This is a genomic window from Microbacterium sp. CH1 (genome assembly GCF_001595495.1).
GTDB lineage: Bacteria > Actinomycetota > Actinomycetes > Actinomycetales > Microbacteriaceae > Microbacterium.
Window position 1 is genome coordinate 63,724 of the sequence record NZ_LOSO01000002.1, and the last position, 20,898, is coordinate 84,621.

Here is a 20,898-nt window from a genome sequence, read left to right on the forward strand (position 1 = left end):
GGCCCGGGGCCGCAGACAGCGGTCCCGGGCCTCGAAGCCGAGGTGTCAGGCGTCCACGTCACCGCGCCAGGCGCCGGTCTCGACGCCACGGCCCTCGATGAACTCCTTGAAGTTCTTCAGATCCTTCTTCACCGCGTGGGATCCCGCGCCGACCAGCGCACCGACCTTCTCCAGCAGCCCCTCCGGCGCCCAGTCGAGCTGGACGGTCACCCGCGTGGTGTTGTCGTCGAGCTTGTGGAACGTCACGACGCCCGCGTGCTCGGTCTCGCCGCCGACGCTGTTCCACGCGACGCGCTCATCCGGGTGCTGCTCGGTGATCTCGGCGTCGAACTCACGCTCCGCGCCCCCCACGTTCACCTTCCAGTGCGTGTGGGTCTCGTCGATCTGCGTGATGGAGACGACCTCGTCGAGGAACTTCGGGAAGCTCTCGAACTGCGTCCACTGGTTGTACGCCGTGCGGACGGGAACGTCGACGTCGATGGTCTCGATGATCTGCACCATGGGGATGCTCCTCACTTGTTCGTCGTTCGTGTGCCTCCATTCAGCCTGCTGCGCGCGAGAAGGGCGATGGGGTTGACATCGGCGCGACTACCGTGGAGGTCATGCGCATCCCCGCCGCGATCCGCGCCTCCCAGCGCTCCCCCCTGCTGCAGGTGGTGAAGTCGGCCGCGGCGACCATCGCCGCGTGGCTGATCGCGGGCTGGGTCTTCCCCGGGCAGCTGCCGGTGTTCGCCGCGATCGCCGCGCTCCTGGTCGTGCAGCCCAGCGTCAACCAGTCGCTGTCGAAGGCGCTCGAGCGCAGCATCGGCGTGATCGTCGGGGTCGTCATCGCGGTCGGTCTCGGCCTGCTCCTCGGCTCGCCGAGTTGGATCGTGCTGCTGGCGATCGTCGTCGCGATGCTCGTGGCGTGGATCTTCCGGGCGTCCCCCGGCACCGGCAACCAGGTCGCGATCTCGGCGATGCTCGTGCTGGCGCTGGGGTCGTCGAGCCCGGAGTACGCGGTCGCCCGGATCGTGGAGACCCTGATCGGGGTGGCGATCGGCATCGTCGTGAACGCGCTGATCGTGCCCCCGGTGCTCGTCGAGCCGGCGCGGCGGAACGTGGGGCTGCTCGGGCGGGAGCTCGCCGCGAGCCTCGACCGCCTGGCGGACGCCCTGCCCGCCCCGCAGACGCCGGCGCGGCTGCAGGAGCTCATGGTCGAGGTGCGGCTGCTGCGGCCCATGAAGGATGCTGCCGCCGCCGCGATCGCCGCCGGGGAGGAGTCGCTCACGCTGAATCCGCGGCGTTCGACCCATCGTGCCGACCTGCAGGAGCTGAAGGCGCTGCTCGACCGGCTCTCGCCCATCGTCACGCAGACCATCGGCATGACCCGCGCCTACTTCGACCACTACGACGACCGGCTCGGCGAGGAGCCCGCGGTGGCCGCGATCGCCGAGCAGCTCCGCCGCGCCGGACACGACGTGCGCCTCGCGGTGCAGACCACGGCGCCCTCCGCGGAGCCCGAGCCGCTGACCTCCGCGATCCCCGCTCTGACGGCTCCGCTCGTGATCCGTCCGCCGTCCTCGCAGCACTGGATCCTCATCGGCTCCCTCATGGAAGACCTCCGTCGCATCCGCGGCGAACTCCTCGACGAGGACTGACCTCCCGCCGACCCACCCCCTTTCGCGCCTCCCGGCCCCGTAAGTGCGTCCGCAACGGGCCGGGACGCACCGAAAGGGGTGGGTCGACGGGGGTTACCCTGGCGGGATGACAGTGGAGGAGGCGCTGGCGGAGCTCGCGGCGCTGGAAGACCCCCGGCAGCGCGCGGCGAACGAGAAGCGCGGCGACGACCACGGCATCAACCTGAGCCGGATGCGCGCCCTCGCGAAGCGCATCAAGACCGATCAGGCCCTCGCGCGGGAGCTGTGGGCGACGGGCGAGACGTCCGCCCGGCTGCTGGCCCTGCTCGTGTGCCGCCCGGCGGACTTCACCGCCGACGAACTCGACTCGATGCTTCGTGAGACCCGTCCGCCCAAGGTCAACGACTGGTTCGTGAACTACGTCCTCAAGAAGTCGCCCCTCGCCGAGGAGCTGCGCCGGCGCTGGTTCGACGACGCCGATCCCACGGTCGCCGCCGCCGCGTGGTCGCTCACGACGGTCCGGGTGACGAAGGACTCCGACGGCCTCGACCTGTCGCACCTGCTCGACCTCATCGAGCGCGACCTGCAGCAGGCCCCACCACGCCTGCAGTGGGCGATGAACGAGACCCTCGCGAACATCGGCATCTTCCATCCGGACCTGCGCGCACGGGCCGTGGACATCGGCGAGCGGCTCCAGGTCCTGGCCGACTACCCCACGGCCCCGGGCTGCACCTCGCCGTTCGCTCCCCTCTGGATCGGGGAGATCGTCCGCCGTCGCGAGGGCTGAGTACGCTGAGCGGATGAGCACCCACATCGCCGCGGAACCCGGTCAGATCGCCCCCATCGTGCTGTTCCCCGGCGACCCGCTGCGGGCGAAGTGGATCGCCGAGACCTTCCTCGACGACGCCGAGCTGTACTCCGAGACGCGCGGGATGCTGGGCTTCACCGGCACCTGGGAGGGGCATCGGATCTCCGTCCAGGGCTCGGGGATGGGGCAGCCGTCGATGGCGATCTACGCGACGGAGCTGTTCACCCAGTACGACGTGCAGACGATCGTCCGGGTGGGGTCGTGCGGCGCGCTGACGGAGAAGCTCGCGGTGCGCGACATCATCATCGCCAACGGCGCGAGCACCGACTCCGGGATCAACCGCGTGCGCTTCCACGGCCTCGACTACGCTCCCCTCGCCGACTTCGCCCTGCTGCGCGCCGCGGTGGAGGCGAGCGAGACGGAGCCCCTGTCGTCCACGGTGCACGTGGGGCCGCTGTTCTCGAGCGATCAGTTCTACAGCACGCGGCCGGAGCTCACCGCGCCCTTCGTACAGCACGGCATCCTCGGCGTCGAGATGGAGGCGGCGGGCCTCTACACGCTCGCCGCCTTCCACGGACGCCGCGCTCTCGCGATCTGCACGGTCAGCGACCACATCGTCACCGGCGAGGAGACCACGGCCCAGGAGCGCGAGCAGACGTTCGGCGACATGGTGCGCATCGCCCTCCGCGCGGCGACCTCGGTCTGAGACTGGCCTCCTCGCCGAGTAACGTTATACACTTCACAGGTCGCGCGGCGCCGGGGACGGCCGCACAGGGCGGTCGCTGCTGCGCGCGACGAAGACGACTGGGGAGAACCATGGCCACGCAAGATCAGCTCAACGCGCTGCTGGCGGACATCGAACGCGACATCAACGGATTCATCGGGGCGTCGATCGTCGACCTCGAATCGGGACTGCCGCTCGCCTCGAGCTCCGTCCGCCCGGACTTCGACCTCGAGGTCGCGAGCGCGTTCAACAGCGAGATCGTGAAGAACAAGAAGCGTACGATCGACGCCCTCGGCATCCAGGGCGAGCTCGAGGACATGCTGCTGACGCTGAACACGCAGCTGCACCTGCTCAAGATGCTCGACGACGACCTGTTCATCTACCTGGCCGCCGATCGCCAGGCCACGAACCTCGCCCTGCTGCGCTCCTCGGTGAACCGCCGGGTCGCCGCCCTCGGCGCGTGATCCATGGGGCCGTGGGGAGCGGCCTCGGGAGAGGGCGACAGCGGAAGAGCGGTCCCGTGGAGCGGACGATGAGGCGCCCGCGTCGGCGACGGACCGACCTGCCTCAGCGGTACCGCCTGATCTTCGCCGGTCCGGTGGGCGCGGGCAAGACCACCGCGGTCCGCGCCCTGAGCGATGTCCCGCCGGTGGACACCGACGTGCCGATGTCGCTCGCGAGCGGCGACGGGAAGACGACGACGACCGTCGGCCTCGATTACGGGACCTGGCGGCCCACGCCCGAGGTCTCCATCGCGCTCGTCGGCATCCCGGGGCAGGAGCGCTTCGCGTCCGCCCGGCAGCGGGTCTCGATGCCGGGCACTCGCGTGCTGCTCTGGCTGCGCGCGGACCACGACACCCTCGCGGCCGCCGCCGAGGAGTGGCTGGACGTGTTCTCCGGAGACGAGCATCGGATCGTGATCGCCGTCAGCCACGCGGCAGGGCACCCGATCGGCGACATCCGCCGCGATCTCGCCCCCGTGCTCGCTCGACACGGCATCCCCGTCTCCCGCGTCCTCGCGGCCGACGCACGCGACCGCGACAGCGTGATGCGCGTCGCCGGTGCCGTTCTCGATCTTCCGGAGGAGAAGCCATGACCGGACCCGCCGGGCGGCAGGACGCCGCCGCGACGCCCGATCCGTCCCGCATGCACCCCGACGTCGCCGGCAACTGGGCGCTGTGGTCGCGGATCGTCGGCCCGTCGGCCCAGGCCCGTCTGCAGCAGTTGGAGGAGCGCTTCCCGGAGCTGACGACCGCCGTCCTCGGCACCGCGGACGGCCTCCACATCGCCTCGCTCGGCGTCGACCCCGACGGCGGCGAGCAGCTCGCGGCGATGAACGGCTCCCTGTTCGGGGTCGCGCGGGCCGAGGCCGAGATCATCGCGGGAGGGACGGAGCCGACGCTGTCGGCCATCGTGTCGTTGTCCATCGGCGAGAACCAGATGGCGCTGCTGAGCTTCATCCTCGCGCCATACGGCCAGCTCCTGCTCTCGGTGTCGGCCTCCTCGTCGCAGCTCGGCACCGTGATCGTGCACGCGCGCTCCACGGCATACGAGCTGCTCACCGCGCTCGGGGTCACGGGATCGGCGACATGACGCAGATGGGATGATCGAAGCACCATGAATCCCACGCCGCGGCTCGAACCCTCTCTCGTTCCCGACGCGGCGGACCCCGATGCGGTCTACCTGGCGTTCGTGGAGTGGGCGGAGTCGACCGGCATCCGCCTGTACCCCGCGCAGGACGAGGCGCTCATCGAGATCGTCTCCGGTGCGAACGTCATCCTGTCCACGCCGACCGGCACCGGGAAGTCGCTCGTCGCAGTCGGCGCCCACTTCGCGGCGATGGTCCGCGGGCACCGGAGCTACTACACGGCGCCGATCAAGGCCCTCGTGAGCGAGAAGTTCTTCGCGCTGGCGGACGTGTTCGGCGCCGAGAATGTGGGGATGGTCACGGGAGACTCCGCCGTGAACGCCGATGCCCCCATCATCTGCTGCACCGCGGAGATCCTCGCGAACCTGGCCCTGCGCCAGGGCGATGCCGCCGACGTCGGCCTCGTGGTCATGGACGAGTTCCACTTCTACGGCGACCCCGACCGCGGGTGGGCCTGGCAGGTGCCGCTCCTCGAGCTCCCGCAGGCGCAGTTCGTGCTGATGTCGGCCACTCTCGGCGACGTCACCACCCTGGCGGCCGACCTGACGCGCCGCACCGGACGGGAGACCGCCTCGGTCACGGGGGTCGAGCGCCCGGTTCCCCTGCACTTCTTCTACGAGACGACGCCCATCCACGAGACCATCGACGACCTGCTCAACACGGGGCAGGCGCCGATCTACATCGTGCACTTCTCGCAGGCGGCCGCCATGGAGCGGGCGCAGGCGCTGTCGAGCACGAAGGTTGCCACGCGTGAGCAGCGCGACGAGATCGCCGCCCTCATCGGCGGCTTCCGCTTCACGACGGCGTTCGGCAAGACGCTCTCGCGCTTCCTCCGGGCCGGCATCGGCGTGCACCACGCCGGCATGCTGCCGAAGTACCGCCGACTCGTGGAGCAGCTCGCCCAGCGCGGTCTCCTCCGCGTCATCTGCGGCACCGACACGCTCGGGGTGGGCATCAACGTCCCCATCCGGACCGTGCTGCTGACCGCGCTGACGAAGTTCGACGGCACGCGGATGCGGCAGCTCAACGCGCGGGAGTTCCACCAGATCGCGGGCCGGGCCGGACGCGCGGGCTACGACACCGCGGGCACCGTCGTCGCCCAGGCCCCGGAGCACGAGACCGAGAACCTCGCCGCGATCCGCAAGGCCGGCGACGACCCGAAGAAGAAGCGGAAGATCATCCGCAAGAAGGCCCCCGACGGCTTCGTGTCGTGGGGCGAGCCGTCGTTCCGGAAGCTCATCGACGCGACACCGGAGACGCTGACCTCGCACATGCAGATCACCAGCGCGATGCTGCTCAACGTCATCGCCCGGGGCGGGGATGTGTTCGGGAACGTCCGCCGGCTCGTCTTCGACAACCACGAGCCGCGCGCCCGGCAGCGTGCGCTCGCCCTCCGCGCCCTCGCGATCTTCCGCACGCTCCGGGAATCGGGCGTCGTGGAGACCTTCGACACGGGCGTGCCGGGAGAACCGAAAGGTATCCGGCTCACGGTCGACCTGCAGCCGAACTTCGCGCTCAACCAGCCGCTGTCGCCGTTCGCCCTCGCGGCGTTCGACCTGCTGGACCCTTCGACAGGCTCAGGGACCCAGACTTCGACAAGCTCAGGGACCCAGGCAGGCTCAGGGACCCCGGCGGGCTCGGGGGACCAGGGGGTGGGGACGGGGTCGTACGCGCTCGACATGATCTCGATCGTCGAGGCGACGCTCGACGACCCCCGCGCCGTGCTCAGCCAGCAGGAGTTCCTCGCGCGGGGCGAGGCGGTCGCCGCGATGAAGCGCGAGGGCATCGAGTACGACGAGCGCATGGAGCTCCTCGAGGCGATCACCTACCCGAAGCCGCTGGAGGAGCTCCTCGACGCGGCCTTCGAGACCTTCAGCGCGGCGCAGCCGTGGATCCGGGACTTCGCGCTGCACCCGAAGTCCGTCGTCCGCGACATGTACGAGCGGGCCATGTCGTTCGGCGAGTACGTCGCGTTCTACAAGATCGCCCGCTCCGAGGGCGTCGTGCTGCGGTACCTGTCGGACGCGTATCGCGCCGCCTCCCAGACGATCCCCGAGGAGCGGAAGGACGAGGACCTCCACGACCTCATCGCCTGGCTCGGCGAGCTCGTGCGCCAGATCGACTCCAGCCTGCTCGACGAATGGAGCGAGCTGACCGCCGGGACCGCGGCCCGCGGCGAAACCGACGAGCCGATCGTCCCGCCCGCACCGAAGCGCCTCACGAGCAACACCCGCGCCTTCCGCACGCTCGTCCGCAACGAGCTCTTCCGGCGGGTGCAGCTCGCCGCCCGGGAGGACGTGGACGCCCTGGCCGAGCTCGACCCGACGTTCGGTGCCGCCGCCTGGTCCGACGCGCTGGACGAGTACTTCGCCGAGCACGACGACATCGGCACCGGACCGGACGCCCGGAGCTCCCGCATGCTGCTGCTCACCGAGGGTCCGACCGCGTGGACGGCGCGGCAGATCATCGACGACCCGGCCGGCGACCATGACTGGGGCATCAGCGCCACCGTCGACCTCGCCGCGTCCGACGAGGCGGGCGAAGCGGTCGTCACGGTGACGGCGGTCGACCGGCTGTGAGCGAGGCGGGCCCCGTCAGGCCTGCATGACGGCGAGCACGTTGCCCGCCGGGTCGCGGAACCACGCGATGTCCGGTCCCTGCCCGTTCCCGCGGACGATGCCGCGGGAGTCCGACGGGAACTCGTCGTCGCCGTAGATCTTGGTCTGCACCCCGCGCTCGTTGAGCTCCTCGACGGCGGCATCGACGTCCGCCACCGGGAAGTTCAGGATCGTGAAGCTCGCCGGGGTGTGGTTCGGCTTCGCGTAGACGAGGACCGATCCGCCGAGGGGCAGACGCAGGTCGAGGAATCCCATCGCGTTGACCTCGACGTCGAGCCCGAGGGTCGTGCCGTAGAACTCTCTCGCCGCGTCGATGTCGTCGACGCTGAAGCCGCTGAACGCGTTCTCCGCTGTGAAGGCTGCCATGTCCCCAGCATCCGCCACTCCCCCGCCGTTGTCGAGAGGATCAGCGAGCGGCGCCGGAGGCGTCAGGGCGCTGCCCCCACCGAGTCGCGATCGATGATCCGGATCCCGGCGCTGAGGGTGACGTCGCGAGCCGGCTGCCCGTGCAGCTGATGCACGAGCTCATCGACGGCCGCCGTACCCAGCTCCTGCAGCGGCAGCTCGAGTGCCGTGAGCGCGGGAGTCAGGTATCCGGCCATGGGGAGGTCGTCGGCGGAGAGCAGCGAGACCTCTTCCGGCACACGTCGACCGCGACGGTGCAGCGACTTCATCGCCCCGATCGACTGCGGGAGGGTCCCCGCGTAGATCGCCGTGACGTCGGGGCGCTCATCGAGGATCTGCTCTACCGCACCATATCCGCCGGCCTCCGAGAAGTCCGCGTGCACGACCAGTGGCGGCGGAGCGCCTGCCTCGTCCGCCGCAGCGGAGAACCCGCGTTCGCGTTCGCGTGCGGGGCTCAGATCGCCCGGGCCGGAGATGTGCGCCATCCGGCGATGTCCGAGCCGGTGCAAGTGCTGGAAGGCGACGGTGCTGGCGAGCCGGAGATCGACAGTCACGTTGCGACCCGATCCTGGCACGGTCCGGTTGACGAACACGTGGGGGATCGCGGCGAGGCGACCGGATTCGATCAGGGGGTGATCGCGACGCGCGCTGGCGATGAGGAGTCCGTCGACGCGACCCGCCGCGACGAGATCGGTGAAGTCGGTACCGGCATCCGTCTCCTCGGTGTCCTCGGCCAGCAGGACCACGTAGCCCAGCTCGTGGGCCCGCTGGTAGGCGCCGCGCGCGATCCTCGCGTACACCGGGTTCGTGAGATCGGGGATGAGGAGCGACAGAGCGCCCGTCGTCGAAGCGGCAAGAGCGCGGGCCCCGGCGTGCGGGGAGTACTGCAGCCGCTCCGCTGCCTCCAACACGCGCTCGCGAGTGCTGGGGCGCACGTTGAGGGTCTCGTCACGGCTGAGAATCCTCGACGCGACGGACTTGGTCACGCCGGCGAGATTCGCGACGTCGATCAGTCGGACTCGTCCACGGCTCGGGGATGAATCAGGCACGCGCCATCTTCTCATGCAGGGTGCGCCGGGGAACGAGACGCCTCGTTCCCCGGCGCACCGGTGTCATCGGGTCGTGCGGAGGTCAACGGTCTCGGCTGTAGTCCACGTACACGGTCTTGCGCTGGGTGTAGCGCTCGAACCCGTGGTGCCCGTCATCGCCTCCGAGGCCGGACATCTTCCACCCGGTGTGGAAGCCGGCGACCTCCTCCGGACCGACCCGGTTGACGTACACCTCTCCGAAAGCCAGGTCGTCCGTAGCCTGCATGGCGGTACGGATGTCCGTGGTGTACACGTAGGCGGTCAGCCCGTACGGCGTGGAGTTGGCGAACCGGATGACCTCGTCGTAGTCGTCGAAAGGCACGATCGGCAGCACCGGCCCGAAGACCTCCTGCTGCACGATGTCCATGTCGTTCGAGACCCCCGTCAGCACGGTCGGCGCGAACCAGAAGCCGGGATCCTCGTCCCGCCCCTCGGGCCGACCGCCGCCGACCTCGACCTGCGCGCCCGCGGCGACGGCGGCTCGTACCATCTCATCGACCTTCGACCACTCCTCCCCCGAGACCTTCGGCCCCATCTGGGACTCGTCGTCCATGGGGTCGCCCACGCGGAGCCCGCGCACCTTCTCCACGAGCTGCGCGACGAACGCGTCGAACACGGAACGGTGGACGTAGGTGCGCTCGTTGCACGTGCACACCTGTCCGCAGTTCATGAACCGGGCCTCGAACGCGTCCTCCACGGCGCGCGGGAGATCCGCGTCGCCGAAGACGATGAAGGGCGCCTTGCCCCCGAGCTCGAGCGAGACCGGGATGACCTTCTTCGCCGCGCGCTCGAGGATGTCGATCCCGGCTCTCGTCGACCCGGTCACCGTGACCATCGCCGTCTCCGGGTGGTCGATCAGCGCTGTCCCGACGACACTGCCGCGCCCCGTGAGCACGCTCAGCAGCCCGTCCGGCACTCCTGCCCGCTGGCAGAGACGCGCCAGCGCGAGGGAGGAGAGCGGCGTCACGTCACTCGGCTTCACGATGATCGCGTTCCCCGTCATCAGAGCCGGAGCCACCTTGCGCGCGAAGATCGCAGCCGGGAAGTTCCACGGGATGATGGCGACGACGACACCGAGAGGCTCTTCCCTCACGATCAACTGCCGTTGCGCCGACGACGGGGTGACGACCTCGCCCTCCGTGCGGTACTTCTGGCTGAGCGCGAAGTCGAAGAAGGCGACGACTCCCTGGATCTCGCCGCGCGCTTCGGTGATGGTCTTGCCCTGCTCGGCGACGACGAGTGCGGCGAGTTCCTCGGCGTTCTGCTCCACGAGGCGGACGACCTCGGCGAGCACAGCGGCGCGCTCCGCCACGGGACGGCGCGCCCACTCACGCTGTGCGTGCACGGCAGCGGCGACGGCCTCGTCGACGTGGCTCGCATCCGCCGAGGGGACCTCGGTGAAGACGGCGCCCGTCGCGGGGTTGGTCACCGGGCGGGTGGCCTCGGCGGAGCGCCAGCTGCCGGCGACGAGCATCCGGGGACTCTCCTCGAGGAGGGAGCCCTCGCCGAGGATCGGGGGTGGGGTGGTGATGGTCATGCGTGCTCCTCGTGCCTGATCAGTTGAAGTAGGTCCCGCCCTCGACGTTGAACGTCTGGCCGGTGATGTAGTCGGATCCGGAGCCGGCGAGGAAGATCGCCATCGGAACGATGTCGGACGGGACGGAGGTGCGCCCCAGCGGGATGGTCTCCCCGATGCCCTTGAAGGTCTCACCCTCGGCCTTGCCGGTGATCTCGCCGAACTGCTTGTCGACCTCTTTCCAGTACGGGGTGTCGACGACGCCCGGCGCGATCGCATTGACGTTCACGCCGTGCGGTGCCAGTGCGAGCGCGACCGACTGGGTGATGGAGATCACCGTGGCCTTCGATGCGCAATAGGCGGTGACGAGCGCTTCGCCTCGGCGCCCGGCCACCGATGCCATGTTGATGATCTTGCCGCTGCCCTGACGGCGCATCGGCTCCGCCGCCGCCTGCGAGAGGAAGAACAGTCCCTTCACGTTCACTGCGAAGATGCGGTCCCACTCCTCGGGCGTGGTGTCCCACACAGCCTTGATGAGCCCGATCCCGGCGTTGTTGACGAGGATGTCGAGCCGGCCGTGCTCGGCCACGATCCCGTCGACCAGCGCCGCGGATGCCGCGGGGTCGGCGACGTTGAGCGCGCGGGCGGACGCCTGCCCTCCTGCCTCCTGGATCTCGCGGACGACGGTCTCGGCGCCGGCGAGGTTGAGGTCGGCGATGACGACGTGCGCGCCCTCCGCCGCATAGCCGTGCGCCATGGCGCGGCCCATGCCGGAGGCGGCTCCGGTGATGAGTGCGATCTTGTTGTCGAGAGACGACATGGGGTTCCCTTTCTGAAGGTCCTGGGATGGATGGTCAGTGATCTCGGCGGCGGCTCAGGAGCGTCTGCACGATCATCGCGAGCACGAGGAACACGCCGGTGAACAGATCCTGGAAGTACGCATTGAGCGCTCCCATCTGGTTGATCAGGTTGTCGATCATGGCGATGAGGAGCACCCCCGAGAGTGCGCCGAGCATGGTGCCGACGCCGCCGGTGAGCAGCACGCCGCCGATCACGGCGGCCGCGATGGACTTGAGCTCGTAGGTGGAGCCGAGACTGGCGACGCCGGAGGAGAGGCGCGACGCGAGCAGAGCGCCGGCGAGGCCGGCGAGACCGCCGCTGATCGTGTAGACCTGGATCTTCACGCGGGTGACGTTGACGCCCATCATCCGCGCCGCCTCCTCGTTGCCGCCGAGGGCGAACATGCGGGAGCCGAACGACGTGCGATTCAGCACGACCGCAGCGACGACGAAGGCGATCAGCAGGATCCACACCAGGTTCGGCAGGCCCAGCACGCTGCCGTTCGCGATCGACGTGAAGAACCCGCGCTCGATCACGATGCTGGAGCTGGCCAGTGCCACCGCTATGCCATTGACGGCGAGGAGAGCCGACAGGGTGATGATGAACGGTGCCATGCGCGCCGTGCCGACCAGCAGCCCGTTGACCAGGCCGAGGGCGATGCCGGCGGCGATCGGCACGAGCAGAGCCGCCACCCAACCGGCCGGTGCCGCCAGCGCCGCCAGCACCGTGCCGAGCCCGATCATCGAGCCGACGGACAGGTCGATGCCGCCGGTGATGAGCACGAAGCTCTGCCCGATGGTGATGAGACCGATGAAGCAGGCCGCCGTGACGATGTTGGCCGCGTTGTCGATCGTGCCGAACGTGGGTGAGACGATCGCAGCGGCCACGGCGACGGCGACGAGCACGCCGACGATGCCGTACCGCTGCAGGCCCGCCGCCCAGGCGGTTCCCGCGCTCTGCCGGCGGAGTTGCCACCGCGGAGCGTTCTCTCTCGTCGCGGTCATCGCGCGTCCTTCCCTGCACGCTGCAGGAACAGGGCGACCACGATGAGGACCGCCTTGAGTACCTGCGCGTATGCGAAATCGAGGTTGTTCATGATGAACGTGGTGTCGATCACCTGGAGGAACAGCGCCGCGGCGACCGTTCCGCCCACGTTGATGCGGCCTCCGGCGAGCGGCGTGCCGCCGATCACCACCGCCGCGATCGCCGTCAGCTCCAGGTGGATGCCGATGAAGCTCGGATCCGACGCACCGATGCGGGCGGAGACGAACACCCCGGCGAGACCGGCGAGTCCCGCACTCAGCGCGTAGATCGTGATGAGGGTCCGGTTGCGCGGCGTACCGGTCAGATGCGCGGCCGCGCGGTTCGATCCGGCGAACAGCGCATACCGGCCGAAGGTGGTCTTCTTCACCAGCAGCCAGATGAGCACCGCGATCACGGCGGCGATCACGGCCACACCCGGGATGCCGAACAGCACCGCGTTGCCGAGCCAGCCGAACAGCCCGTCGCCGGGGATGGGGCTGCGTGCACCCCCGGAGAGCGCCTGAGCGAGTCCGCGGACGGCGACAAGCAGACCGAGGCTGGTGATGAGCGGGTTGATGCGCAGGTACGCGATCATCGTGCCGTTCAGCGTGCCGACGGCGGCCGCGACGAGCACGCCGGTCAGCAGCGCGACGACCTCGCCGTAGCCGAGGTACAGCGCGAGCATCGCCGACGACAGCGCCATCATCGATCCCACCGACAGGTCGATGCCGCCGGTTCCGATCGCGAGGGTCTGCCCGACGGCGATCAGCACGATCGGAGCGACCGCGAACAGGACGTTCTGCAGTGTCGACGTCGTCGCGAATCCGTTGGTGACGATCACGTTGAACAGCACCAGCGCCGCGAGGGCGAGGTACACGGTGTACGTGCGCGCGAAGTGCGCGAGCTTCTGCCGGGGGGTCCGTTCTGTGACGACCACCGTGGTCGTCGTCGTGACGGTCATGCGCTTTCTCCTGTCCGGACGGGGGTCGCCGCGGAGGTCGCGGAGAGAAGGCCGACGACGTCGGCCGGGTCGACGGACAGCGGATCCAGCTCGCCGACCACGGCTCCCTCGCTGAGCACGATGAGCCGGTCGCACAGCGCGAGCAGCTCCTCCGTCTCGCTCGAGGTGACCAGCACCCCGATGCCGCGGTCCGAGAGGGCTCGGATGACGCGGTGGACCTCCGCCTTCGCACCGACATCGATCCCGCGAGTGGGGTCATCCAGCAGGACGACCCGCGGTTCCGTGGCGATCCACCGGGCGAGCAGCACCTTCTGCTGGTTGCCGCCGGGCAGCTCAGCGACCGGCTGCTCCGCGCCGGCCGCCTTCAGGCGCAGCTCCTCGGAGAATCGGGCGACGATGTCGCTCTGCTCCCGAGGCCGCACCACGCCCAGGGTCGACAGACGCGGGAGGACGGCGGCGGTGAGGTTCTCGCGGACGCTCAGCCCGGGGAAGATCCCCTCCCTCCGGCGGTCCTCGGAGAGGTAGGCGATCCCGGCGCGCAGCGCGCGAGCCGGCGACCGGCGGGCGAGCGCCTCGCCGCCGAGCCGGATCTCCCCGGCGTCCGGCCTGATGGCCCCGTACACCGCCTTGCAGATCTCCGTGCGGCCGGAGCCCAGCAGGCCGAGCAGGCCCACGATCTCGCCGCGGCGCACGTCGAACGACACGTCGTGCAGCCGATTGCCCCAGCTCAGCCCGTCCACCTCCAGCACCGGCGGCCCGGCCCGCAGCTCCTCGACGCGCCGGCTGTGGGCCTCGGGATCCCGGTCGGTCTCGTTCAGGCGGATGCCGCCGAGCATCGCGCTCACCAGCTCCGCGGGCGGCAGCTCGGCCGGACTGCTCTCCACCACGAACCGCCCGTCACGCAGCACGGTGAAGCGGTCGCAGAGCTCGTACAGCTCCGACATACGGTGGCTCACGAGCATGATCGCCAGGCCCTCGTCGCGGAGCTGACGGACCACTCCGAACAGGATGTCGATCTCGGCACCGTTGAGGGCCGAGGTCGGCTCGTCGAGGATCACGGCCCGTGCGTCGAAGGCGACCGCGCGCACGATGGCGACCATCTGCTGCATCCCCAGCGAGAGCGATGACAGCGGCGCTTTCGCCGCGATGGCGAGTCCGAAGCGGTCCAGGATGCTCTGGGCCTGCGCGATCGCCGCCCGCTTGCGCAGCAGGCCGGCTCGGCGCGGCTCGCGACCGAGGAGGATGTTCTCCGCCACCGTGCGCTCCGGAATGAGGTTGACCTCCTGGTACACGGTGCTGATGCCCGCGTCCTGCGAGTCCTTCGGCCGGTCGAAGCGCACGGGACGGCCGTCGAGGAGCACCTCGCCCGCGTCCTGCTGGTAGAACCCCGTGATGATCTTGATCAGGGTCGACTTGCCGGCGCCGTTCTCCCCGTTGAGTCCGTGGACCTCCCCGGCGCGCAGCGCGAGCGATGCGCCCTTCAGCGCACGGATGCCGTTGAAGCTCTTCGTGATGTCACGGGCCTCGAGGATCACGTCCCCCGTCTGTGAAGCCATGTGCTCGTCCTCTCGCTGCACGACGGAAGGCTCAGTACGCCCGACCCGAGTCGAGCGCGTCCTGGGCGTTCTTCTCGGTGTAGAGCTCGTCCTTCATGATGATCTCCTGCGCCACCTCGTCTCCCGCGAACCACTTCGCGAGCAGGTCGACCGCGGCCGGGCCGAAGCGCGGGTTCGTCTCGACGATCGCGGCGATGTCGCCGGACGCCACGTGCCCGACCGCCTCCCTCGTGCCGTCGATCGAGACGACCTTCACGTCCTTGCCGGGAGTGAGCCCGGCCTGGCTGATGGCGGTGAGCGCCCCCAGCGCCATGGTGTCGCTGTGGGTGTAGACCGCGTCGATATCGGGGTTGGACGACAGCAGCTGGGCGAGCACCTCCTGGGCCTCGCTGGTGGCCCAGTTGCCCGTCTGCTGGGCGACGATCTCGATGCCGCCCGCGTCCTTCACCGCCACGTCGAAGCCGGTGGTGCGGAGGGTCGCCACATCGCTGCCCGGCGCCCCCTGCAGCTCAGCGACGGAGCCCTCGCCGCCCAGGGCTTCGATCATCGCCTCGCCGGCGCGCTCGCCCTGCCGCTCGAAATCGGAGCCCATGAACGAGATGAAGTCGGTGCAGGGCTCGCCTGCGGTCTCGCGGTCGATCGTGATGACCGGGATGCCCTTGCTCTTGGCCGCCTCGAAGGCGCTCTGCAGACCCGTCGCGCTGATCGGCGCGACGATGAGCGCGTCGACACCCTGATTGATCATCGACTGGATGTCGCTGAGCTGCTTCGCCTGGTCGCTGTTGGCATTGGTGTAGACGAACTCGGCTCCCGCCTCCTCGACCGACTGGCGCACCGAGGCCGTCTCTGTCGCGCGGAAGGGGTTCTGTTCGTTCTCCGATTGCGAGAACCCGATCTTCATGTCCCCGAGCTCCTTGTCCGAGGGAGCGGGGTTCGTGCACGTCGCCTCCGAAGCGCTCTCGACGACCTGCTCGGTGCCCTCGCCGTTGGCGGTGGCGGCGCCTTGGTCGTCCAGGGGCTTCGCGCAACCGGTGGCGGCGAAGAGCAGTCCTGCGGCCACGGCGGCCGCGGTGATGATGCGGTTCGATTTCATGACATCTCCTTTGATCATTCGTGAAAAAGCCGCCGCGACGGCGGTCGACGCGGTCAGGCTCGCAACGTCGCGAGCTTCTCGAAGTCGAGGTCGAGTCCGTGCCCGGGGCGCTCCGGTGCGGTCACGGCACCGTCGACGATGGGCATGGTCTCGGCCAGATACGGCTCGAGGCTGAACCCATGCGCTTCCATATAGGTGCGGTTCGGCGCTGCGGCCAGGCAGTGGACGGTCAGATCGTGCACGCCGTGGCTGGTCACCGGGAGGTTGTGAGCTTCGGCGAGGGAGGCGACCTTGCGGAAGACCGTCATCCCGCCGCAGTTGCTCACATCGGGCTCAGGGTAGGTCACCGCACCGGCGTCGATCGCGGCACGGAACTCGTACAGCGTGTGCAGATTCTCGCCCGCCGCGATCGGTAGACCGCCGGATGCGAGCACGCGTGCCTGCCCGGGGAGGTCGTCGGGGATCACGGGCTCCTCCAACCACACCAGATCGAACGCACGGAGCTCGCGGGCCGCGGCGATGGCGCGGTCGGCGGACCACCTCATGTTGGCGTCCACCATGAGAGGGAATCCGTCGCCGAGGTGCTCGCGCATCGCCGCCACGCGGACGAGATCCTCACGCAGCTCTTCCCGACCGACCTTCATCTTGATCGCCCGGAATCCCTGCGCGCGGAAGTCATCGGCCTGCGCCAGGAGCTGCGGCACCGAGAACTGCAGATCGATGCCGCCCGCGTAGACGGGCACCACCGGGTCGTAGCCGCCGAACACGCGCCAGAGCGGTTGCCCGAGCCGTCGGCCCTTGAGATCCCAGAGCGCGATGTCGACGGCGGAGATCGCGGAGGTGACATGACCCCCTCGCCCGGCATAGTGCAGATGCCACCACATCTTCTGCCAGAGCGCCTCGATCCGATCGGCGTCCTCGCCGACGAGGACATCGCTCAGGTACGGGTCGACCATGCGGGCGACCGCGTGCCCGCCCGCGTTGACCGTATACGTGTACCCCATGCCGCTGGCACCGTCGGCATCCGTCACCCGAACGACGACGAGTTCGAAGTCGTCCATGTCGCCGTGGGTGCTGTCCGAGAGCCGCGTCGCCAGCGGCACCCGATACAGGTCGGTGCGGACGTTCGTGATCTTCGCCATTGATGAGTACTCCGGGTCGGGGGTCGATTTGACCCGCTAGAAAACCGATTTCCTAAACATACACACTTCCGCTACTGTTGCCAACACCCCGCCGGCGCACACGGCGGAGGAGGCAGCGTCACGAAGGAGGACGTCGGATGAGGATCGTCATCACAGACTGCGACCACGATGCCATCGCCGAGGAGCGAAGGGTCGCGGAAGCGCACGGCGTCGATCTGGAGCTGTTCCAATGCCGCTCGGAGGATGAGGTGATCGCCGCTGCGGCCGATGCGGACGCCATCGTCGTCCAGTACGCGCCCATCACCGCTCGCGTTCTCGACGCGCTGCCCGGCCTGCGTGCGATCGGTCGATACGGCGTCGGCGTCGACACGGTCGATGTCGCCGCGGCCACGGCGCGAGGCGTCGCGGTGTGCAACGTGCCCGACTACGGCACCGAGGATGTCTCGGACCACGCGATCGCCCTGGCGCTCTCACTGGTCCGCGGAGTGACCGAACTCGATCGCCGGACTAGGGCCGGCTCGTACGGCCTCAGCGAGGTCAAGCCGCTGCACCGCATCTCCGCACTGACGTTCGGCGTGGTCGGCGTCGGGCGGATCGGAACCGCCACCGCGCGCAAGGCCGCGGCGCTGGGGTTCGCGGTGCTCGGCCACGATCCGCGGCCGGAGGCGAGAGTCGACGGTGTCCCGCTGGTCGGGTTCCACGACCTGCTGCGCGAGGCTGACGTGGTCTCGCTGCACGTGCCGCTCGATGAGCGCACCCGGCACCTGATCGACGAGGGAGCCCTGAACCGGATGAAACCGGGCGCGGTGCTCGTCAACACCTGCCGAGGCGGTGTCGTGGACACCGAGGCGCTGGTCCGGGCCCTGCGGAGCGGCAGGGTCAAGGCCGCCGCCCTCGACGTGTTCGAGCAGGAGCCGCTCCCGACGACGAGCCCGTTGCTGCAGGTGCCCTCGGTGGTGGTGACCCCGCATACCGCCTGGTACAGCGAGGAATCGGAATCGGAGCTCAAGCGACGGACCATCGAGAACGTCGTGGACTACTGTGCAGGGCGCGATCCGCGCGACCTGCTGAACCCGGAGGTGCGCGCGTGACGGAGACGACGATGAAAGCGGTGCTGTGGGACGGTCCTGATCGGCTGCGCGTCGCCTCGGTTCCCCGTCCTTCCCCCGCTGACGGCGAGTCGCTCGTGCAGATCGAGTTCACGGGTCTCTGCGGCACCGACTTCTCCATCCTGCACGGCTCGCACCCCCGCGCGACGGCGCCGCTGATCATGGGGCACGAGATCGTCGGCCGCGTGATCGACAGCGGAGACGAGCGCCTCCGAGACCGCCGCGTCGCCGTGTTGCCGCTCCTGAGCTGCGGGACGTGCACTCCCTGCCGCGCGGGGCACACGCACGTGTGCGAGCGCCTCGGACTGTACGGCATCGATGCACCCGGTGGTCTCGCCGAGTTCGCGGTCTTCCCCGACGACCGGCTCTTCCCCCTGGACGACGGGGTGTCGGCGACGGTCGCCGCCCTCGTCGAGCCCCTGGCCGTCGCTGTGCACGCCGTGAGCCGGTCCGGGCTGGCCGGCGGCGAGACCGTCGCCGTCTTCGGCGCCGGTCCCATCGGCGTCCTCACCGCCCTCGTCGCCCGGCATCGGGGCGCGGAGAAGGTGGTGGTGGTCGAGCCCAGTCCGGAACGAAGGACTGTCGCCGAGCAGCTGGGGTTGCCGACCCTGCCGGCGAGCGAGACGGCGGCGGACGATGTGCGCGCCCGGCTCGGTGGTGGCGCGGAGATCGTGTTCGATACCGCCGCCCATCCGTCCGTCGCCCTTCGGCTTCCGCGTGCGGCAGCCGTGCGCGGCACGATCGTGCTCGTCGGCGTGTACAAGCAGCCGACCCCCTTCGACCTCCAGGCGGTGACATTCGCTGAGCAGTCGACGGTCGGCGTCCGCGTCTACACGACCGATGACTTCCGCGAGGCCGTCGAGCTCATCCGGAGCGACGCCCTCGGCCTGGCACGGATCCCGGTGGCGATCTTCGGCCTCGATGGGGCGGCCGACGCGTTCGATGCCGCCACCTCGGCCGGCGCCGCACTGAAGGTGCTCGTCGGCGCGGCTTCCATGGATGCGGACGGCACCCGATGAGCGCGGCGTCGTTCCGGCTGGATGGACGGACAGCCGTCGTGACGGGCGCCTCGCGAGGCATCGGGGCGGCCGTGGCGGAGGCCCTCCTGCATGCCGGGGCCCACGTCGTGACGATGCAGCGGGGCCTGCCCGCGCACAGGCTGCCGCACGTCGCCGAGGAGTCCGGCTCGTCGTTGACCAGCGTGTCCGTCGACCTGGCATCCACCACGTCCATCGCTCGAGCGATCGAGGACGTGCGCGCTGATCACGAGGTGGACATCCTGGTCAACAACGCCGGCATCCAGGCCCGCCACGACGCGGTCGAGTTCCCCCTCGACGAGTTCACGGCGCTTCTGGACGTCAACACGCGGGCGGCCTTCCAGCTCGCGCAGGGATTCGGCGCCGACATGCTGCGTCGCCGCTACGGCAAGATCGTGAACATGGCTTCCCTGCTCAGCTTCCAGGGGGGCCTGCGCGTCGCTGCGTACGCGGCATCGAAAGGCGCGGTGGCGCAGCTGACCAAGGCGCTCTGCAACGAGTGGGCGGCGCGCGGGGTCAACGTGAACGCCGTCGCGCCCGGCTACATCGGCACAGACATGAACGAAGCCCTGATCTCCGATGACACCCGCAACGCGCAGATCCTGGAGCGCATCCCGGCGGGACGCTGGGGTGCTCCGGAGGATATCGCCGGGGCCGTCGTCTTCCTCTCGTCGGATGCCGCCGCCTACGTTCACGGGACCGTGCTGCCCGTCGACGGCGGCTGGCTGGCCCGATGACGGGTCGCTCGGCGTCTGCGGCTATCGAGGCTGTGGACGTGGTGACTCTCGGTGAGACGCTCGCGCTGTTCCGCTCGACAGGTGTGGGGCCGCTCGCCCACAACACGGCGTTCACCCTCAGTATCGGAGGGGCCGAGAGCAACGTCGCCGTTGCGATCTCCCGTCTGGGTGGCACCGCCGCGTGGTGCGGACGGGTGGGCGCGGACACGTTCGGCGATCTCATCCTGCGCGAGCTCCGGGCCGAGGAGGTCAGGGTGCACGCGGTGCAGGATCCGGAAGCCCGGACCGCCCACATGGTGCGGGAGATGCGCACCCCGTCCCTCGCCCGCGTGTCCTACGCGCGCACAGGCAGCGCCGGTTCCCGGATGACCGCATCCGATCTGCCTCTCGCGACGATCCGTACGGCCCAGCTCCTGCACGTCACCGGCATCACCCCCGCGCTGTCACGGAGTGCACACGAGGCCGTGCTCTCCGCCGTCGCCGAGGCCCGGGTCCACGGCGTGACCGTCTCGTTCGATGTGAACCATCGCGCGTCGCTGTGGGGCCCGGGGGAGGCCCGACCGGTCTACCGTCGTCTCGCCCGTGATGCCGACATCGTCTTCGCCGGGGAGGAGGAGGCGATGCTGCTCCTCGACGACGACGGCGACCCTGAGCAGCTCGCCCGGGGAATCGCCGCGCTCGGACCGCGGGAGGTGATCATCAAGCGTGGCGCGGAGGGGTGCACGGCTCTCATCGACGACGAGATGCACCGCGTCGGGGCCGTGCCGATCGATCCGGTCGACACCGTCGGAGCGGGGGATGCCTTCGTCGGCGGATATCTCGCCGATCGGGCCTCCGGCCGACCACCGGCCGAGCGGCTGATCACAGCCGCCGCGGCCGGCGCTTTCGCCTGCCTGAACCCCGGGGATTGGGCGGGGCTGCCCCGCCGCTCCGAGCTCGCGCTCCTCGCGGCCCCGGACCCCGTCCTCCGGTGA

Annotated in this window: 21 protein-coding genes; 11 read left to right on the forward strand and 10 right to left on the reverse strand. The window is 69.8% G+C overall.

The window, feature by feature from the left end; all coding sequences use genetic code 11:
• Nucleotides 1-45: 45 nt before the first annotated feature.
• Nucleotides 46-501, reverse strand: a complete 456-nt coding sequence (locus AUV07_RS01175; protein WP_025104032.1) for an SRPBCC family protein — start codon at nucleotides 499-501, stop codon at nucleotides 46-48.
• A gap of 101 nt (nucleotides 502-602) precedes the next feature.
• On the opposite strand from AUV07_RS01175, the gene AUV07_RS01180 reads away from it, so the two are divergent.
• The 7 genes from AUV07_RS01180 to AUV07_RS01210 all read left to right on the forward strand — a co-directional run bounded on the left by AUV07_RS01180 (nucleotide 603) and on the right by AUV07_RS01210 (nucleotide 7,378).
• Complete coding sequence (locus AUV07_RS01180; RefSeq protein WP_062633146.1) at nucleotides 603-1,640, forward strand: FUSC family protein; 1,038 nt, start codon at nucleotides 603-605, stop codon at nucleotides 1,638-1,640.
• 106 nt (nucleotides 1,641-1,746) lie between these two features.
• Nucleotides 1,747-2,406 carry a DNA alkylation repair protein gene (locus AUV07_RS01185; protein WP_062633148.1) on the forward strand — a complete coding sequence of 220 codons (660 nt, stop codon included), beginning with the start codon at nucleotides 1,747-1,749 and terminating at the stop codon, nucleotides 2,404-2,406.
• Between the two features lie 13 nt (nucleotides 2,407-2,419).
• Entirely contained in the window at nucleotides 2,420-3,133 is a 714-nt protein-coding gene (deoD, locus tag AUV07_RS01190) for a purine-nucleoside phosphorylase (RefSeq protein WP_062633150.1), read from the forward strand.
• A gap of 110 nt (nucleotides 3,134-3,243) precedes the next feature.
• Nucleotides 3,244-3,615 (forward strand): hypothetical protein, encoded by a 372-nt coding sequence (locus tag AUV07_RS01195; protein WP_062633152.1) that lies wholly within the window; start codon nucleotides 3,244-3,246, stop codon nucleotides 3,613-3,615.
• Between the two features lie 68 nt (nucleotides 3,616-3,683).
• The gene (locus AUV07_RS01200; RefSeq protein WP_062633154.1) at nucleotides 3,684-4,247 is read left to right on the forward strand and encodes a GTP-binding protein; all 564 of its coding nucleotides are present in this window, start codon (nucleotides 3,684-3,686) and stop codon (nucleotides 4,245-4,247) included.
• Nucleotides 4,244-4,744: a hypothetical protein gene (locus AUV07_RS01205; protein WP_062633156.1), complete on the forward strand. Its 501-nt coding sequence runs from the start codon at nucleotides 4,244-4,246 to the stop codon at nucleotides 4,742-4,744. Before AUV07_RS01200 ends, AUV07_RS01205 begins: the two co-directional genes overlap by 4 nt.
• 24 nt (nucleotides 4,745-4,768) lie before the next feature.
• On the forward strand, nucleotides 4,769-7,378 hold the full coding sequence (locus AUV07_RS01210) for a DEAD/DEAH box helicase (RefSeq protein WP_062633158.1): 2,610 nt from the start codon (nucleotides 4,769-4,771) through the stop codon (nucleotides 7,376-7,378).
• 15 nt (nucleotides 7,379-7,393) lie between these two features.
• Here the strand turns inward: AUV07_RS01210 and AUV07_RS01215 are convergent, their stop codons facing one another.
• From AUV07_RS01215 to AUV07_RS01255, 9 genes are all read right to left on the reverse strand, one after another.
• Entirely contained in the window at nucleotides 7,394-7,783 is a 390-nt protein-coding gene (locus AUV07_RS01215; RefSeq protein WP_062633160.1) for a VOC family protein, read from the reverse strand.
• 62 nt (nucleotides 7,784-7,845) lie between these two features.
• Nucleotides 7,846-8,871 carry a LacI family DNA-binding transcriptional regulator gene (locus AUV07_RS01220; RefSeq protein ID WP_197462090.1) on the reverse strand — a complete coding sequence of 342 codons (1,026 nt, stop codon included), beginning with the start codon at nucleotides 8,869-8,871 and terminating at the stop codon, nucleotides 7,846-7,848.
• 82 nt (nucleotides 8,872-8,953) lie between these two features.
• Nucleotides 8,954-10,447, reverse strand: coding sequence for an aldehyde dehydrogenase family protein (locus tag AUV07_RS01225; RefSeq protein WP_062633164.1), 1,494 nt, complete (start codon nucleotides 10,445-10,447; stop codon nucleotides 8,954-8,956).
• 19 nt (nucleotides 10,448-10,466) lie between these two features.
• Nucleotides 10,467-11,246 carry a glucose 1-dehydrogenase gene (locus AUV07_RS01230; protein ID WP_062633167.1) on the reverse strand — a complete coding sequence of 260 codons (780 nt, stop codon included), beginning with the start codon at nucleotides 11,244-11,246 and terminating at the stop codon, nucleotides 10,467-10,469.
• Between the two features lie 34 nt (nucleotides 11,247-11,280).
• Nucleotides 11,281-12,270 carry an ABC transporter permease gene (locus AUV07_RS01235; RefSeq protein WP_062633169.1) on the reverse strand — a complete coding sequence of 330 codons (990 nt, stop codon included), beginning with the start codon at nucleotides 12,268-12,270 and terminating at the stop codon, nucleotides 11,281-11,283.
• On the reverse strand, nucleotides 12,267-13,250 hold the full coding sequence (locus tag AUV07_RS01240) for an ABC transporter permease (protein WP_062633171.1): 984 nt from the start codon (nucleotides 13,248-13,250) through the stop codon (nucleotides 12,267-12,269). Before AUV07_RS01240 ends, AUV07_RS01235 begins: the two co-directional genes overlap by 4 nt.
• Nucleotides 13,247-14,806: a sugar ABC transporter ATP-binding protein gene (locus AUV07_RS01245; RefSeq protein WP_062633174.1), complete on the reverse strand. Its 1,560-nt coding sequence runs from the start codon at nucleotides 14,804-14,806 to the stop codon at nucleotides 13,247-13,249. The genes AUV07_RS01240 and AUV07_RS01245 overlap by 4 nt, the downstream gene beginning before the upstream one ends.
• Before the next feature lie 31 nt (nucleotides 14,807-14,837).
• The gene (locus tag AUV07_RS01250; protein WP_062633176.1) at nucleotides 14,838-15,899 is read right to left on the reverse strand and encodes an ABC transporter substrate-binding protein; all 1,062 of its coding nucleotides are present in this window, start codon (nucleotides 15,897-15,899) and stop codon (nucleotides 14,838-14,840) included.
• 53 nt (nucleotides 15,900-15,952) lie between these two features.
• Complete coding sequence (locus AUV07_RS01255) at nucleotides 15,953-17,041, reverse strand: mandelate racemase/muconate lactonizing enzyme family protein (protein ID WP_062633177.1); 1,089 nt, start codon at nucleotides 17,039-17,041, stop codon at nucleotides 15,953-15,955.
• A gap of 137 nt (nucleotides 17,042-17,178) precedes the next feature.
• Between AUV07_RS01255 and AUV07_RS01260 the strand changes: the two genes are divergently transcribed.
• The 4 genes from AUV07_RS01260 to AUV07_RS01275 are packed head-to-tail and all read left to right on the forward strand — an operon-like array spanning nucleotide 17,179 to nucleotide 20,898.
• Nucleotides 17,179-18,132: a C-terminal binding protein gene (locus tag AUV07_RS01260; RefSeq protein ID WP_062633178.1), complete on the forward strand. Its 954-nt coding sequence runs from the start codon at nucleotides 17,179-17,181 to the stop codon at nucleotides 18,130-18,132.
• Nucleotides 18,129-19,169: a zinc-dependent alcohol dehydrogenase gene (locus AUV07_RS01265; RefSeq protein ID WP_062633179.1), complete on the forward strand. Its 1,041-nt coding sequence runs from the start codon at nucleotides 18,129-18,131 to the stop codon at nucleotides 19,167-19,169. Before AUV07_RS01260 ends, AUV07_RS01265 begins: the two co-directional genes overlap by 4 nt.
• Nucleotides 19,166-19,924, forward strand: coding sequence for an SDR family oxidoreductase (locus tag AUV07_RS01270; protein ID WP_062633182.1), 759 nt, complete (start codon nucleotides 19,166-19,168; stop codon nucleotides 19,922-19,924). Before AUV07_RS01265 ends, AUV07_RS01270 begins: the two co-directional genes overlap by 4 nt.
• Before the next feature lie 38 nt (nucleotides 19,925-19,962).
• Nucleotides 19,963-20,898 carry a sugar kinase gene (locus AUV07_RS01275; protein ID WP_231868163.1) on the forward strand — a complete coding sequence of 312 codons (936 nt, stop codon included), beginning with the start codon at nucleotides 19,963-19,965 and terminating at the stop codon, nucleotides 20,896-20,898.

What these genes read in the sequence shown, in the direction of transcription:
- AUV07_RS01200 (WP_062633154.1), top strand. Translation starts at nt 3,684, where the DNA reads ATGAGGCGCCCGCGTCGGCGACGGACCGACCTGCCTCAGCGGTACCGC.
- AUV07_RS01260 (WP_062633178.1), top strand. Translation starts at nt 17,179, where the DNA reads ATGAGGATCGTCATCACAGACTGCGACCACGATGCCATCGCCGAGGAG.
- AUV07_RS01255 (WP_062633177.1), bottom strand. Translation starts at nt 17,041, where the DNA reads ATGGCGAAGATCACGAACGTCCGCACCGACCTGTATCGGGTGCCGCTG.
- AUV07_RS01215 (WP_062633160.1), bottom strand. Translation starts at nt 7,783, where the DNA reads ATGGCAGCCTTCACAGCGGAGAACGCGTTCAGCGGCTTCAGCGTCGAC.
- AUV07_RS01210 (WP_062633158.1), top strand. Translation starts at nt 4,769, where the DNA reads ATGAATCCCACGCCGCGGCTCGAACCCTCTCTCGTTCCCGACGCGGCG.
- AUV07_RS01225 (WP_062633164.1), bottom strand. Translation starts at nt 10,447, where the DNA reads ATGACCATCACCACCCCACCCCCGATCCTCGGCGAGGGCTCCCTCCTC.
- AUV07_RS01235 (WP_062633169.1), bottom strand. Translation starts at nt 12,270, where the DNA reads ATGACCGCGACGAGAGAGAACGCTCCGCGGTGGCAACTCCGCCGGCAG.
- AUV07_RS01240 (WP_062633171.1), bottom strand. Translation starts at nt 13,250, where the DNA reads ATGACCGTCACGACGACGACCACGGTGGTCGTCACAGAACGGACCCCC.
- AUV07_RS01195 (WP_062633152.1), top strand. Translation starts at nt 3,244, where the DNA reads ATGGCCACGCAAGATCAGCTCAACGCGCTGCTGGCGGACATCGAACGC.
- AUV07_RS01245 (WP_062633174.1), bottom strand. Translation starts at nt 14,806, where the DNA reads ATGGCTTCACAGACGGGGGACGTGATCCTCGAGGCCCGTGACATCACG.
- AUV07_RS01180 (WP_062633146.1), top strand. Translation starts at nt 603, where the DNA reads ATGCGCATCCCCGCCGCGATCCGCGCCTCCCAGCGCTCCCCCCTGCTG.
- AUV07_RS01205 (WP_062633156.1), top strand. Translation starts at nt 4,244, where the DNA reads ATGACCGGACCCGCCGGGCGGCAGGACGCCGCCGCGACGCCCGATCCG.
- AUV07_RS01270 (WP_062633182.1), top strand. Translation starts at nt 19,166, where the DNA reads ATGAGCGCGGCGTCGTTCCGGCTGGATGGACGGACAGCCGTCGTGACG.
- AUV07_RS01185 (WP_062633148.1), top strand. Translation starts at nt 1,747, where the DNA reads ATGACAGTGGAGGAGGCGCTGGCGGAGCTCGCGGCGCTGGAAGACCCC.
- AUV07_RS01230 (WP_062633167.1), bottom strand. Translation starts at nt 11,246, where the DNA reads ATGTCGTCTCTCGACAACAAGATCGCACTCATCACCGGAGCCGCCTCC.
- AUV07_RS01175 (WP_025104032.1), bottom strand. Translation starts at nt 501, where the DNA reads ATGGTGCAGATCATCGAGACCATCGACGTCGACGTTCCCGTCCGCACG.
- AUV07_RS01250 (WP_062633176.1), bottom strand. Translation starts at nt 15,899, where the DNA reads ATGAAATCGAACCGCATCATCACCGCGGCCGCCGTGGCCGCAGGACTG.
- deoD (WP_062633150.1), top strand. Translation starts at nt 2,420, where the DNA reads ATGAGCACCCACATCGCCGCGGAACCCGGTCAGATCGCCCCCATCGTG.